Source organism: Arthrobacter sp. AOP36-F1-5, assembly GCF_058137995.1.
Map to the genome: position 1 here is coordinate 2,782,346 of NZ_CM176892.1, position 13,590 is coordinate 2,795,935.

15 protein-coding genes are annotated in these 13,590 nt (G+C 65.4%); 12 read left to right on the plus strand and 3 right to left on the minus strand.

Annotation, left to right across the window (positions count from 1 at the left end; all coding sequences use genetic code 11):
- Positions 1-8: 8 nt before the first annotated feature.
- From AC3ZI9_RS12705 to AC3ZI9_RS12715, 3 genes are all read left to right on the plus strand, one after another.
- A complete protein-coding gene (locus AC3ZI9_RS12705; RefSeq protein WP_087000249.1) occupies positions 9-257 on the plus strand; it encodes a PspC domain-containing protein in 249 nt (82 codons plus the stop codon).
- A 174-nt stretch (positions 258-431) separates the two neighbouring features.
- On the plus strand, positions 432-1,460 hold the full coding sequence (locus tag AC3ZI9_RS12710; protein ID WP_489923657.1) for a 6-phosphofructokinase: 1,029 nt from the start codon (positions 432-434) through the stop codon (positions 1,458-1,460).
- 42 nt (positions 1,461-1,502) lie between these two features.
- Entirely contained in the window at positions 1,503-2,237 is a 735-nt protein-coding gene (locus AC3ZI9_RS12715) for a GNAT family N-acetyltransferase (protein ID WP_441391681.1), read from the plus strand.
- A 30-nt stretch (positions 2,238-2,267) separates the two neighbouring features.
- Here the strand turns inward: AC3ZI9_RS12715 and ygfZ are convergent, their stop codons facing one another.
- The 3 genes from ygfZ to AC3ZI9_RS12730 all read right to left on the minus strand — a co-directional run bounded on the left by ygfZ (position 2,268) and on the right by AC3ZI9_RS12730 (position 5,023).
- Positions 2,268-3,341: a CAF17-like 4Fe-4S cluster assembly/insertion protein YgfZ gene (gene ygfZ, locus AC3ZI9_RS12720; RefSeq protein WP_087000245.1), complete on the minus strand. Its 1,074-nt coding sequence runs from the start codon at positions 3,339-3,341 to the stop codon at positions 2,268-2,270.
- Position 3,342: 1 nt separating this feature from the next.
- A complete protein-coding gene (locus AC3ZI9_RS12725; protein ID WP_087000243.1) occupies positions 3,343-3,942 on the minus strand; it encodes a heme-binding beta-barrel domain-containing protein in 600 nt (199 codons plus the stop codon).
- Positions 3,943-4,138: 196 nt separating this feature from the next.
- Positions 4,139-5,023, minus strand: a complete 885-nt coding sequence (locus AC3ZI9_RS12730) for a hypothetical protein (protein WP_096223385.1) — start codon at positions 5,021-5,023, stop codon at positions 4,139-4,141.
- 136 nt (positions 5,024-5,159) lie between these two features.
- Here AC3ZI9_RS12730 and mshD point away from each other — a divergent pair, with 136 nt between their 5' ends.
- The 9 genes from mshD (at position 5,160) to asd (ending at position 13,541) form a co-directional block, all read left to right on the plus strand.
- The gene (gene mshD / locus AC3ZI9_RS12735; RefSeq protein WP_096223386.1) at positions 5,160-6,143 is read left to right on the plus strand and encodes a mycothiol synthase; all 984 of its coding nucleotides are present in this window, start codon (positions 5,160-5,162) and stop codon (positions 6,141-6,143) included.
- 95 nt (positions 6,144-6,238) lie between these two features.
- Entirely contained in the window at positions 6,239-8,449 is a 2,211-nt protein-coding gene (locus AC3ZI9_RS12740; RefSeq protein ID WP_096223387.1) for an RNA degradosome polyphosphate kinase, read from the plus strand.
- Positions 8,449-9,417, plus strand: a complete 969-nt coding sequence (locus AC3ZI9_RS12745; RefSeq protein WP_489923658.1) for an NUDIX hydrolase — start codon at positions 8,449-8,451, stop codon at positions 9,415-9,417. The genes AC3ZI9_RS12740 and AC3ZI9_RS12745 overlap by 1 nt, the downstream gene beginning before the upstream one ends.
- Positions 9,418-9,499: 82 nt before the next feature.
- Entirely contained in the window at positions 9,500-9,850 is a 351-nt protein-coding gene (locus AC3ZI9_RS12750; RefSeq protein WP_241895303.1) for a GNAT family N-acetyltransferase, read from the plus strand.
- 66 nt (positions 9,851-9,916) lie between these two features.
- Positions 9,917-10,675: a DUF1648 domain-containing protein gene (locus tag AC3ZI9_RS12755; protein WP_158225901.1), complete on the plus strand. Its 759-nt coding sequence runs from the start codon at positions 9,917-9,919 to the stop codon at positions 10,673-10,675.
- 28 nt (positions 10,676-10,703) lie between these two features.
- Complete coding sequence (locus tag AC3ZI9_RS12760; RefSeq protein WP_086999002.1) at positions 10,704-11,507, plus strand: thymidylate synthase; 804 nt, start codon at positions 10,704-10,706, stop codon at positions 11,505-11,507.
- On the plus strand, positions 11,504-12,085 hold the full coding sequence (locus tag AC3ZI9_RS12765) for a dihydrofolate reductase (protein WP_086999005.1): 582 nt from the start codon (positions 11,504-11,506) through the stop codon (positions 12,083-12,085). The genes AC3ZI9_RS12760 and AC3ZI9_RS12765 overlap by 4 nt, the downstream gene beginning before the upstream one ends.
- Complete coding sequence (locus AC3ZI9_RS12770) at positions 12,086-12,313, plus strand: NF038396 family protein (protein ID WP_342744379.1); 228 nt, start codon at positions 12,086-12,088, stop codon at positions 12,311-12,313.
- 109 nt (positions 12,314-12,422) lie between these two features.
- Positions 12,423-13,541, plus strand: a complete 1,119-nt coding sequence (asd, locus tag AC3ZI9_RS12775; protein WP_086999008.1) for an aspartate-semialdehyde dehydrogenase — start codon at positions 12,423-12,425, stop codon at positions 13,539-13,541.
- Positions 13,542-13,590: the final 49 nt, after the last annotated feature.

Genomic DNA, 13,590 nt, shown 5'->3' on the forward strand with positions numbered 1-13,590 from the left:
GAATCCCCATGGAATCCGTTTATCAGTCCCTCCGGGCCATCCGCTTCCGCCGCGGGCCGAAGCGGATGGCCGGCGGCATCGCCGGCGGAATCGCCCAGGCCACCGGCTGGGATGTGACGATCGTCAGGATCGCCATCCTGCTCAGTTTCCTGCTCCCGTTCATCGGGGTGCCGCTGTATCTCGTGCTGTGGCTCATCCTGCCCTTCCACGACGACAGCATCCCACTGGAGCGCATCATCAAAACGGCCCGCTCGTAGCGTCGCCGGCTGCCCTGCCCCGCTGAACGGGGCAGGGCAGTGTGACGCGTTCCGACATCGCTGTGGTGGCCGTCTCATGGGCCAGTTGCTAGCATCGAGGTGTTGAGCTCAACGTCGCGCTCCCCTGAAGGTCCCACAGTGGGACGAGAACCCGACGAAAGCACACACATCACCATGCGCATCGGAATCCTGACCAGCGGCGGAGACTGCCCGGGGCTGAACGCCGTCATCCGCGGGGCGGTCCTGAACGGCATCAAGAGCCACCACCACGAATTCGTCGGTTTCCTCGACGGCTGGCGTGGAGTCGTCGAAGGTGATGTGGTCGATTTGCCGCGCGAACGCGTCCGTGGCATCTCCAAACAGGGCGGCACCATCCTGGGCACCTCACGCACCAACCCCTTCGATGGGGAAAATGGTGGACCCGAGAAGATCCAGCAGACCCTGGACCGGCTGGGTATTGACGCCGTGATCGCCATCGGCGGTGAAGGAACACTGGCCGGGGCCAAACGACTGACCGATGCCGGGCTGAACATCGTAGGGGTCCCCAAGACCATCGACAACGACCTCGACGCCACGGACTACACCTTCGGCTTCGACACCGCCGTCGCCATCGCCACCGAGGCCATTGACCGGCTTCGGACCACCGGAGAATCCCATCACCGCTGCATGGTGGCCGAGGTCATGGGACGGCATGTGGGCTGGATCGCCCTGCACTGTGGCATGGCCGCTGGTGCCCATGCGATCCTCATCCCCGAACAGCACACCACCATGGAGCAGATCAACGCCTGGGTCCTCGAGGCCCGGGACCGCGGGCGTGCTCCGCTGGTCGTCGTCGCCGAGGGATTCGTCCCCGAAGGCTCTGAAGAGGCCTACTCGGATCGCGGCCACGATTCCGTCGGCCGCCCCCGGCTGGGCGGGATCGGCGACCAGTTGGCCTACCGCATCGAAGCAGACACCGGCGTCGAAACCCGGGCTACCGTCCTCGGACATATCCAACGGGGTGGCATTCCCAGCGCCTTCGACAGGGTTCTGGCCACCCGGCTGGGCATGGCCTCGGTGGACGCCGTGGAGGAGAAGGCTTGGGGGAACATGGTGGCCCTGCGCGGCACCAACATCCACCGGGTTCCCTTCCAGGCCGCCCTGAACAACCTCAAACGGGTTCCGCAACAACGCTACGACGAGGCCTCGCTGCTTTTCGGCTAGCCCAATGGGACTGAAGGCCCGGCGATCAGTAGTGTGGTGATCATGGAACTGGAGACCGGAACGCTGGCCATCATCGCGTTGGCGTGGGCCCGACGACTGCACATGGAGGACTCCGCCCTCGCCTCCGTGGCGATGGGCGGTGACACCCCGCTGCGCATCAACCACATCGACGAAGAGTCCTCAACGGTGACGTTCCTGCGCTTCGGCGCCGGGTCGGTGCTCTGCGGTCCCGACTGGCTGCTCCGGGCCGCCGCCGAGACCTCGGATGAGGAGCTGGCGGCCGAAGCGGTCCTGCTGGGCCTGCTGCGCGACCACGGCGATGTGTCGGCCAGGGGGTTGGGCGAATCGCTGCTGTACCATGCCGACCAGCCGCCGGAAATCGTGGAATCGACCACGACCCTAGTCTCCGATGAGGTATCCACCGCCGTCGAGCTCGAGGAGTTGTGCCCCCGTGACGATCTTGCCGGGGTGCGTCTTTCCCACCAGGACAAATCCTTCACCCTCATCTCCGAAGAGGGCCAAGCCCCTCTAGCAGGCGCCGGGTATTCGGTGTGGGAGGGTCTCATTGCAGATCTGGCGGTTCTCACGGCGCCCTCCCTGCGCCGGCACGGATTGGGGACCTATATCGCAGCGGTGGCCGCCGACGATGCCCTCAGTGAGGGGTTCGTCGCCCAGTTCTCCGCCGATGTGAACCATAAGGGTGCCCAGCGGCTGGCCGATGCGTTGGGCCTCGTGCTTTCCGGTTCCCTCACCCGGGCGAGCCTGGGCGGGGAATAACACGGACGACGACGGAGCGCCGCGGAAGGCCTAGCGGCGCGGGCGAAGGAAACCGGTAGCCCGGCCCACGACTTGACCGGCGTCCGGAGTCACGATGGTTTCCTGGTTCACCGGGTACTCCTCTTCACCGTCCAGCACGGTCAAGACCGCTTCGGGGTCGGTATTGCGGCGTACGACGGCCAGGGCGACCGGCCCGGCTTCGTAGTGCCAGGCGACGGAAGTGACCTTGCCGACGGTCTTCTCCCCCAGCTTCACCTCGCTCCCGGCGGCAGGATGGGAGTGCATGCTGCCGTCCAGGTGGAGGAAGACCACACGCCGCGGTGGACGGCCGAGGTTGTGAACCCGGGCGATCGTCTCCTGGCCCTTATAGCAGCCCTTATCCATATGGACCGCGGTGCGCAGCAGATCCAGTTCGTGGGGAATCGTCTTTTCGTCGGCGTCCACGGCCACCCGCGGGCGCCATGCCGCCACGCGAAGCGCTTCGGCTGCCATCGTCCCGGACAGCCGGAGCTGACCGACGGCGACTTCCAGTTCGACCCGCGGAACCAGATATTCGATCCATACCCGGCCGGCCGCCGGATGGTCGGGGGTCGAGTAGGCGTAGCCGCCGGCGCTGATACCGGGCCAGGGGTCATGCCAGGCGGTGAAACCGGCCAACGACTCGATGGGGGCACCCGCGCCGACAACAGCCCAATCGGCCGTGGCATCGTGGACTTCGACGCGCAAGGTGAAGCGCATGGAGTCCAGCCATGCGGCCAGTGGAGCGGCATCGGCAGCCTCCACCAAGAGCCAGGCCGTCTCGCCATCGTCGACGACGTGGCAGGCGTATTCGATGCGTCCCTGCACGGTGAGCAGGAGTGTTTCGGCGCCTTCTCCCGGAGCCAGGCCGAGCAGCAGCTGACTCGAGAGGGTGTTCAGCCACGACAGCCTGTCGACACCGGCGACGGTGACGACCCCGTGATGTGACAGATCGACGACGGCGTCGCCCTCGTCGAGTCGGCGTTGTTCGGGCAGCGGTTCGCCATAATGGGCGGCGACACCTGCGTCGATTCCCGTGCCTTCGATGGCCCCGTCACGTCCGAGCAACGGCGATTTCCACGTCATGTCATGCCTCTTTCGTCAGGGCGGCAGAAGCATGCGCCGCCAAGGCAGTACCGCCGGCCGCGACATCCCAACGCCAGAACAGCTGTCCGTTGACCAAACCGAACATCCGTGTGGCCGCAGAAAACTCCTTGGAGTTCGAACCGCGGACCACCATATCCGTGGCCAACTCGATGCGCGGCCCGTTGATGCTGCCGTAGTACAGCTCACACACTCCACGCGGGTGGGCGATGTTCACCACGATATTGAACCCGCCCTCGGGCGCGCGGAGCGCCTCGACGTCGTCGGCGGTGCGCAGGGTGGGAACGATATCGCCGGGGATCAGGCCGGGACCGCCGTCGGAGTCCTCCAGCGGGCGGTCCAGCCCCCAATAGCCCTGTTCGGTGGCCAGCGGGCGCAGCTTATTGCCCTTTTCGTCGCTCAGCCAGCTCTCGGCCCGGTAGGACAAATAGGGCGTGGAGTCGTGGGTGAACTCGACACGCTGCACAAAGTGGGCGTCCTCGCCCTCGCCTTCGCCCAGTCGACCGGCACCTTCCCAGGTGCCAATCAGCCAGGAGAGCGGGACGAGCTCGGGGGTCAGGTCGGTAGGTAGCTCAATGGGCATGCAGCGTGGTCCTGCTACCTCTGGCCCTTGAACAGGCGCGTGACGACCAGACCGGCAAAGCCGGCCATCCCCAGCCCGGCAACCACCAGCAGGGTGATGAAGAAGATCTCTAGTGCCATGTAATTCGATTCCATGCCACCATCCTAACGCCGTGTCGGCACGAAAGGGATTCGGTGTCCGGCACGGGGGTCGCCACTTAGTGCAGGAGCAGGCGTTCCACGTAGTAGACCAGCGCCCCCGAGGCGATGACCGAGGCCACGCCCACGGCAATGGCCCCCCAGATACCCAGGACGCCGGAGGGGGCCACCGTCGCGCCCTCCGGCGAAGAACCCGGAGTGCCCGCGGCTTCGTCGGCTGCCCCGGCAGGGGCACCGGGCACCCCCGGGGCCACGGCTGAGAAGGAGCCTGCCCGCAGCACCTGGGCCTCCGAAACCACGAGCACGTGGAAGCAGACGACGACCGAACCCACCACGGCCCCCACCACCACGGCAGGGATCACGGGAACATCAGCGACCAGAACACTGGCGACCCCACCGACCAGGATGGCGGCCAGCAGGCCCAGCGGCGCCGTGAGTCGCTCGGGCCACGGAATGGCGCTGACCAGGACGGCGGAGGCAATACTCAGTCCCGAGAGCAGCATCATGGAACCGTTGGTGGCGTTGGGGGTCAGCCGATCGGCGGCGACCCATCCGCTGCCGAAGACCACCACGAGGACGCCCGCGCAGCCGCCCAGGGTCGATTCGAGGCGTTGCCGCTGGCCCGTCCCGCGCACTAGTTGGGTCACGAAGACCAAGATCACCCCGACGGCGCCGAAGGCCCCCATCCACTGCAGCGGAGAGGGCATCGGGGCCACGGTGGCCGCCGTCGCCGCTCCGATGCCGGCGAGCGCGATCACCGTGCTCACGGGCAGCGGGGCGGGCATCCCGACCAGACGGGGATATCCCCAGGCAAACACGAGGATGCAAGCACAGACCACCGCCCAGATGGCCCAGCTCCCGGCTCGGTCCGGGCCGATGTAGCTGGAGGCGACAAGTGCGGCGACCGCCACGAGCGACGCTGCGGCAAAGGTTTTGGTTCTCACGCCTTATATCCTGCCCTATATGAGCCCGGTCGTGGCCAGCACGGTGTCCTGTCCTCCGAGGTGACGTCGAACCACGACGCGCCCCGACAGGGGTCGCGGGCTGCACAAGCAGGTCCAGCGGGGATATGTTGGGTGCATGAGCGCGACCCAGAACACCGATTGGACCATCACCCTTGTCAACGGCAGGCCTGATCAGGACCTGCTGCGGCGGATCACCGCCCTAGCGGCGGAGGCCGAGGACAGCGACGGTAATCCGCCGCTGAGCGACCAGACGATCGTGGAACTGCGGACCGGGGAGGCCTCCGAGGGCCTCATGGTTGTCACCGCTTGGCTCTGCGACGACGATGGCGCGGTTTCCGGGGAGTTGGTGGGCGTCGCCGTGGCTGTTTCCACCGGCGATCCGACCCCCGGGACCCTTGAGCTGGTGGTCCACCCCGAATACCGTAACGATGGGATCGGTGCCGCACTGCTGGCCTCCCTCGATGCCCGTTCCCCCTTGGAAGCGATGCAGGCGTGGTCGCACGGCAACCATGCTGCTGCGTCCCGGCTGGCGCAGCGCCACGGGTTCGTGCCCATTCGTGAGCTATGGCGTATGCGTTTGATGCACGACGCAGGACTTCCGGCCGCCGAGATGCCTCCCGGGTACCGGCTGCGCCGGTTCGTTCCCGGACAGGACGAGGAAGCCTGGTTGGCGGCCAATGCCGCGGCATTCGTGGACCATGCGGAGCAGGGTTCGATGACCCGGGCAGACCTGCTGGCCCGGATGGACGAGGACTGGTTCGACCCCGAGGGCTTCCTGATCGCCGAGGCTGGGGACGGTTCGATCGCCGGCTTCCATTGGACCAAGGTCCACCCGCCGTTGAAGGACAGTGCCACCGGAGCGCACCAGAGCCTGGGGGAGGTCTATGTGGTCGGTGTGGTCCCCGCAGCCCAGGGCACCGGGCTGGGCAGGGCCCTGACCATTGCCGGCATCGAGCATTTGCGCTCTCGTGGCCTCCAGGCCGTCATGCTCTACGTCGATGCCGACAACACCGCCGCCGTCGGGCTCTATAACAAGCTCGGTTTCACCCGTTGGGACGTGGACGTGATGTATGCGCACGGCACGACGACCGCCGGGTAAAGTAAAGCAGGAACGCACCGTCGCGCCTGCGCCGGAATCGTGGGCGCCCCGGAGCTTGTCGCAACTCCACACATTTGTACGTTAGGACGGACCCGATGGACAGCACCTCCGTAGCCGCAGCGAGCTTTGGCGACGGTGATGTGCCATCGGCCCGGGCGACCCAGGACCGCATCGAACTACCGCTCTTCGATCCGCCGCTGGGTCCTGAGGGGGATTTCACTCTCGACCGTTTCCTGGACCGTGAGGTCAGCTGGCTGGATTTCAATGCCCGCGTACTCGAGCTCGCGGAGGATCCCGACCTGTACCTGCTGGAGCGCATCAGCTTCCTGTCGATTTTCGCCTCCAACCTCGACGAGTTCTTCATGGTCCGCGTCGCCGGTCTCAAACGCCGGATCGCGACCGGTTTGGCGGTCCCTTCGGCCGCCGGGGTGAGCCCCATCGACCAGCTCGAGGAGATCCTGGTGATGGCCAAGGATCTGCAGTTGCGTCATGCTCGGGTCTTCGCCGAGACGCTGCGTCCCGCGCTGGCCGCCGAACAGATCGAGATCACCCGCTGGAACCAGCTGGACCAGTCGGCACAAGAGGAGATGCGGCGGTGGTTCGTCGCCCAAGTCTTCCCGATTTTGACTCCCCTGGCCGTGGACCCGGCCCACCCGTTCCCCTACATTTCGGGGTTGTCGCTGAACCTTGCGGTGATCGTGCGCAACCCGGTCAGCAGCAAGGAGCTCTTCGCCCGGCTGAAGGTCCCCGATATGCTGCCGCGGCTGATTTCGGTGGACGGGCCCCGCGCCGGAAACACTGCAGGACGACTGGCCCGGTTCATCCCCCTCGAAGATGTCATCGCCCAACACCTGGAATACCTCTTCCCGGGGATGGAGGTCGTCGAACACCACACGTTCAGGGTGACCCGCAACGAGGACCTTGAAGTCGAGGAGGACGACGCAGAAAACCTGTTGCAGGCCCTCGAGAAGGAACTGCTGCGCCGTCGTTTCGGCCCTCCGGTCCGCCTCGAAGTCGCCAGCGACATCAACCCCACCATCCGGGACTTGCTGGTGCGGGAGCTCGGGGTCGAGGAGGACGAGGTCTTCGAGGTACCCGCGCCTTTGGACCTGCGTGGTCTTTCGGTGATTGCCAACATTGATCGCGCCGACCTGCACTACCCCAAGCAGTTGGCCCACACCAGCCGCGATTTGAACCCGTCGGAGACCTCGAAGGCCGCCAATGTGTTTGCTGCGATGCGCCGCCGGGACATCCTGCTGCACCACCCCTACGATTCATTCTCGACCTCGGTGCAGGCCTTCCTCGAACAGGCAGCCTCCGACCCGAAGGTCCAGGCCATCAAACAGACCCTGTACCGCACCTCGGGGGACTCCCCGATCGTCGATGCCCTCATCGACGCCGCCGAGGCGGGCAAGCAGGTCTTGGCCCTGGTGGAGATCAAGGCCAGATTCGATGAACAGGCAAATATCTCGTGGGCCCGGAAGCTCGAAGAGGCGGGCGTCCATGTGGTGTACGGGATCGTGGGCCTAAAAACCCATTCCAAGCTGTCCCTGGTCATCCGTCGTGAAGGTGACCGGCTGCGTCGCTATTGCCATATCGGCACCGGCAACTACCACCCGCGCACGGCCAGGTACTACGAGGATCTCGGCCTATTGACCACCGATGAGCAGGTCGGAGAGGATCTCTCCCGGCTGTTTAATCAGCTCTCTGGCTATGCTCCGCGTTCGACCTTCAAACGCCTGCTGGTGGCTCCCCGATCACTTCGTTCCGGACTGATCGACCGCATCGACCAGGAGATTCAGCACCGCGAGGCGGGGCGTGAGGCCCGGGTGGTCATCAAGGTCAACTCCATGGTCGACGAGGCCATCATCGATGCCCTCTACCGGGCCAGCCAGGCCGATGTGAAGGTCGATGTGATCGTCCGGGGCATCTGTTCGCTGCGCCCCGGGGTACCCGGGCTGAGCGAAAACATCAGGGTCCGCTCCATCTTGGGCCGTTTCCTGGAGCATTCACGGGTCTTTGCCTTCCATAATGATGCGGACCCGGTGATCTACATCGGCTCTGCAGATATGATGCACCGCAACCTGGACCGCCGGGTAGAGGCCCTGGTCAGAATCTCCAATCAGGAGGACGTCGCAGAGTTGCAGCGCATCCTGGACCGGTATCTGGACGAGGGGACCGCCAGTTGGCATCTTGACTCGGACGGTGATTGGACCCGCCACCACCTCGGCCCGGACGGGGAACCGCTCTCCGACGTGCAGTCGTGGCTGCTGGAATCCCGCCAGCGCTGGACGGCCCGCCGCTGATGTCACTGGTACTGCGCACGTCCGATGACCCCCTCGTCACCGGCGGGACCGTCAAGGTGCTCGCGGGCGGGGCGATCCCCTGGCGGATCTCCGAGGGAAACCTCGAGGTTCTCCTGATTCACCGGGAGAAGTACGACGACTGGTCCTGGCCCAAGGGCAAGCTCGACGATGGTGAAACCCTCCCGCAGTGCGCCGTCCGGGAAGTGCAGGAGGAAGTGGGCCTCCGGATCACCCTGGGCATCCCGCTTCCGGCGATCCGCTACCCCGTGAAAGCCGGACAGAAGGTCGTCTACTACTGGGCGGCCCACGTCCCCAGCGAGCACTTCGCGCCCGATGGCCACGAAGTCGATGCCGCACGCTGGGTTTCCTGCGCCGAGGCAAGGCGCCAGCTGACGAACCCTTCGGATATCGACCCACTGGATACCCTCGAGGGCGCCTATATCAATGGCCGTCTGGCCACGGTCCCCTTCATCGTGGTCCGCCATGCCAAGGCGAAGCCGAGGTCGAGCTGGACGAAGGAAGAAGGCAAACGCCCGCTCGCCGCCACCGGTAAGCGACAGGCATTGGAAGTGGACGCACTCCTGTCCTCCTGGCGCCCCGAACGGGTCGCCAGCAGCCCCTGGACACGATGCATCCAGACCGTCTCCCCGTATTTGAAACGCCACGACCTGGGCGTGAAGCTGGTTCCTGCGTTGACCGAGCATGAGGCCAAACGCCGACCGTCCACGGCACGCAAGGCAGTGTTGAAGCTGCTCAATAAGGGTGTCCCGCAGGCCGTGTGCACCCACCGCCCGGTCTTGCCCCTCGTGTTCGACGCGTTGGCCGAGCGGCTCCCCGGGCCCTTGGCCCGTTTCCTGCCGGCCGCAGACCCTTATCTGCGCCCCGGTGCCATGGTTGTGTTGCATCTGCCGGTGACGAAACTCCGTAAACCGGTATCCGTTGAGGTCTTTGAAACCTTCGATGACTGATACCCGGCCGTTGGGCAGGTAGTGCCCGGGCGGGGCGCCGAGTAGGCTCGGTGAACAGCTATCCGCCGTTCCAGGAGGTAATGTGACCGCCGACCACGAGCAACAGCCCGCAGTGCCGGGCTGGCGTCCGGAAAAGATCGTCCATGAGGGTCTGCGTCTGGAACATGACGCGGACCGCGGCCGGTATGCGCTCTGGCAGGGCGAGGAATTCATCGGCTTCCTCGGCTACAGCACCGACCCGCAGAGCGGGATCGTGACGCTGCAGCACACCATCATCGATGAGGCCCATGGCCGCCATGGGTATGCCCGGGCCCTGGTCACCCTGGTGCTGGACGAGCTACGTGCGGCACGGCGCCGAGTCATCGTCGAATGCAGCTACATCCAGGACTATCTGGATCGCTACCCCGAATATCAGGACCTGGTCCTCGAATAACCGAATCAGAACGACGTCAGCAGGCGGGCAGCCAACGCCGGACCCCCTAGGATCGAAGGCATGGGGATGACGATCACTGACAAAGAGTTGACCCGCGGTCGTGGAGGAATTTGGCTGACCTATCTGGTGGGGCTGCTGCTTCTCCTCGCCACCCAGCTGTACGGCTTGAGCCTGTATGCGGGGTTGCCCGAAACGGTCCCCACCCACTGGGGACCCTCCGGCGCCCCGGACGCCTTTGCGGACAAATCCCCCGGCGCCGTTTTTGGCATGTTGTGGATCGGCGCGGGGGTCATCGTCGTGCTGGCTTTCATCGCCGCAGTGGTCCCTGCGATGTCACCGGCTCGTACCCGGGCCTCCGAATATCGCCGCGTTCGTCGCGAGGGGATGATCCGGGGAACCATGAACGCCTTGGGCGTGGCCTCGATCGCCCTCGCTGCCGTGTTCTCCAGCCTGGCCCTTCAAGGCTGGCTCAGACCGGAGCACGTGGGCGGTTGGTTTGCCGTCTTCCTCGCGCCGATCCTGCTCGTTCCCATCGGCTGGGCCATGTGGCGGGGTTCGCGCTGGGGCCAACGCCGCGTCGTCGAACTGGGCATCCACCCGGATGAGGACGAAGCCGCCGAGGAACGCCGCTGGGTCGCCGGCGGGCTGTTCTACAACGATCCGGTCGACCCGCAGATCCTGGTCCCCAAACGGGAGGGAACGGGGACGGGGTTGACCATCAACATCGGCAATCCGAAGGGAAAATGGGCCATCGTGATCTTCCTGCTCGTGATCCTCGGCCTGCCCATCGCCATGTCACTGGGCATCGCGGCGGGCACCGCCTAGGCCCCCTGGAGACCGGTAGACTTTGGCCATGGCTATACCCACCCCCTATGAGGATCTGCTCCGCGATGTGCTGGAAAACGGCACCCCGTCCCCGGATCGAACCGGAACCGGCACCCGCAGTGTCTTCGGCCGGCAAATTCGTTTTGATCTGCAAGCCGGATTCCCGCTGATCACCACCAAGCGCGTCCACTTCAAATCGGTGGCCGCCGAACTCTTGTGGTTCCTCCGCGGGGAATCCAACGTCTCCTGGCTGCAGGAACAGGGCGTGCGGATCTGGAACGAATGGGCCGACGAGAACGGCGACCTCGGGCCGGTGTACGGGGTGCAGTGGCGCTCCTGGCCCACCCCTGATGGTGGACATATCGACCAGATCACCCAAGTGGTCGACGCCCTGAAGACCAACCCGCATTCCCGCCGCCATCTCGTCTCGGCCTGGAACGTGGCCGAACTGGAGAACATGGCTCTGCCGCCCTGCCATGTCTTCTTCCAGTTCCATGTCTCCAACGGCAAACTCTCCTGCCAGCTCTACCAGCGCAGCGCCGACACCTTCCTCGGGGTCCCCTTCAATATCGCTTCCTACGCCCTGCTCACCCATCTGGTAGCCCAGCAGGTCGGCCTCGAGGTCGGGGAGTTCATCTGGACCGGCGGGGACGTACATATCTACGACAACCACCTCGACCAGGTCAACGAACAGCTCGGCCGGGAACCCTACCCGGCTCCCCGGCTGCGGTTGACCCGCACCCCGGAGTCCATCCTGGACTACCGGCTCGAGGACTTCGAGATCCTCGACTACCAACACCACCCGACCATCAAGGCACCGGTGGCCGTATGAGCCGCCACTCCGCCGACGCGACCACGGACGCTACGCCGGCAGGCCAGACCGGTGCCGCCGGGCGCATTGGCATGATCTGGGCCCAGACGGTGGACGGGGTGATCGGCCAGGAAGGCACCATGCCCTGGCACCTGCCCGAGGACATGAAGCATTTCAAGAACACCACCATGGGCCACCCGGTCATCATGGGCCGGCGGACCTGGGCCTCGATCCCACCGAAGTTCCGCCCCTTCTCGGGCCGTACCAACATCGTGCTGACCTCCGAAGCCCAGACGGCATCCGAGGTAGCCGAAGCTGGCGCCTCGGTGGCCGGATCCCCCCAGGAGGCACTGGATATCGCGGCCACCGCCGAGGGCCCGGCCGAGACCTGGATCTGCGGCGGTGGTGAGGTCTACGCCGCCTACGAGCCGTTGGCCGACACCGCAGTGGTCACGGTCATCAACATCGACGCCGCGGGCGATACCCGGGCTCCCCGGTTGTCTCCCGTCTGGAAATTGACGCTCAGCGAACCGTCGCAGGGATGGCTGACTGCCGCCAACGGGACCGAATACCGCCACGAACTTTGGGAGCGCAGCTAAGTGAAGGAAGCTTTCAAGGAACTGACGACGAAGCCGGAACCGCTCTTCGCGATCGGTTTCATGCTCTTCCCCCTGTTGGCCCTGATCTGTGCCGCACTCGGGCTCTGGATGATCATCACCGGCCAGGTCATCGGCGGGATCATCGTGTTGTTCACGATCACCCAGGCCTTTGCCCTGGGTGCCTTCTGGGCCATCAACCGCCGCGCCAAACTGCTCTCCGATCAGTAGCCCAGGCCCCACGAAAAAGAGTCAGGATCCGGCTGGGAAGCCCGGCATGGGCGGCTGGGCGAAGTAACCCGGCTGGGGTTCGACCCCCTGCCCACCGTACGATGGTTGAATGACTTCTACCGTTGGATTCATTGGATACCGAGGCATGGTTGGCTCCGTGCTCATGCAACGCATGCTCGACGAAGGGGACTTCGAGGGCATCGACCCGGTCTTCTTCTCGACCTCAAACCCGGGTGGCCCCGCCCCCTCGTTCGCCGCGGGTGCGGACGTTTTGCAGGATGCGTACGACGTCGACCAGCTGGCCAAGCTGCCGATCATTGTCACGGCCCAGGGTGGTGACTACACCCAGCGCGTCCATCCCGAACTGCGGGCCCGGGGATGGAAGGGCCTGTGGATCGATGCAGCATCCACCCTGCGCATGAACGACGACTCGATCGTCGTGCTGGACCCGGTGAACCGCAATGTCATTGACGCCGGACTGGCCGGCGGCACCCTGGACTTCATCGGCGGCAACTGCACCGTCTCGTGCATGCTCATGGGCCTGGGCGGACTGTTCCGCAACGGGCTGGTCGAATGGGGTACGGCGATGACCTACCAGGCGGCCTCCGGTGGCGGTGCCCGCCACATGCGCGAACTGCTCAACCAATTCGGTGGGATCCATTCCTCCGTAGGCACCGAGCTGGCAGATCCTTCCTCCGCCATCCTGGAGATCGACCGCAAGGTCCTCGAGGCCCAGCGCAGCGGCTTGGATGCCTCCGAGTTCGGTGTTCCGCTGGCCGGCTCGCTCATCCCGTGGATCGACGCCGATCTGGGCAACGGCCAGTCCAAGGAGGAATGGAAGGCCGGAGCGGAGACCAATAAGATTCTGGGCACCACCGCGGATAACCACATCATGCTCGATGGTCTCTGCGTTCGCGTCGGCGCCATGCGCTCGCATTCGCAAGCCCTGACCCTGAAGTTGACCGAGGACCTGCCGCTGGATGAAATCGAGCGCATCCTCGCCGAAGACAACGAGTGGGCCACCGTGGTCCCCAACTCCAAGGAGGCCACCATGGAGCAGCTGACCCCGGTTTCCGCTTCGGGAACGCTGGACATCCCGGTTGGACGTCTCCGCAAGATGGAAATGGGCCCGAAGTACCTCTCGGCCTTCACCGTCGGCGACCAGCTGCTCTGGGGTGCCGCCGAACCGCTGCGCCGCATGCTGGCCATTGCCCTGGGGCGCCTCTAGTCCCTGAACCCGCCACGACGACGGCTGCCCTCCGGGAGCCGTCGTCGTC

Bases quoted from the DNA above. Each gene is read 5' to 3' on its own strand.
- AC3ZI9_RS12765 (WP_086999005.1), top strand. From the start codon at position 11,504: ATGAGCCGCCACTCCGCCGACGCGACCACGGACGCTACGCCGGCAGGC.
- AC3ZI9_RS12710 (WP_489923657.1), top strand. From the start codon at position 432: ATGCGCATCGGAATCCTGACCAGCGGCGGAGACTGCCCGGGGCTGAAC.
- AC3ZI9_RS12705 (WP_087000249.1), top strand. From the start codon at position 9: ATGGAATCCGTTTATCAGTCCCTCCGGGCCATCCGCTTCCGCCGCGGG.
- AC3ZI9_RS12715 (WP_441391681.1), top strand. From the start codon at position 1,503: ATGGAACTGGAGACCGGAACGCTGGCCATCATCGCGTTGGCGTGGGCC.
- AC3ZI9_RS12755 (WP_158225901.1), top strand. From the start codon at position 9,917: ATGACGATCACTGACAAAGAGTTGACCCGCGGTCGTGGAGGAATTTGG.
- mshD (WP_096223386.1), top strand. From the start codon at position 5,160: ATGAGCGCGACCCAGAACACCGATTGGACCATCACCCTTGTCAACGGC.
- ygfZ (WP_087000245.1), bottom strand. From the start codon at position 3,341: ATGACGTGGAAATCGCCGTTGCTCGGACGTGACGGGGCCATCGAAGGC.
- AC3ZI9_RS12745 (WP_489923658.1), top strand. From the start codon at position 8,449: ATGTCACTGGTACTGCGCACGTCCGATGACCCCCTCGTCACCGGCGGG.
- asd (WP_086999008.1), top strand. From the start codon at position 12,423: ATGACTTCTACCGTTGGATTCATTGGATACCGAGGCATGGTTGGCTCC.
- AC3ZI9_RS12725 (WP_087000243.1), bottom strand. From the start codon at position 3,942: ATGCCCATTGAGCTACCTACCGACCTGACCCCCGAGCTCGTCCCGCTC.
- AC3ZI9_RS12760 (WP_086999002.1), top strand. From the start codon at position 10,704: ATGGCTATACCCACCCCCTATGAGGATCTGCTCCGCGATGTGCTGGAA.
- AC3ZI9_RS12740 (WP_096223387.1), top strand. From the start codon at position 6,239: ATGGACAGCACCTCCGTAGCCGCAGCGAGCTTTGGCGACGGTGATGTG.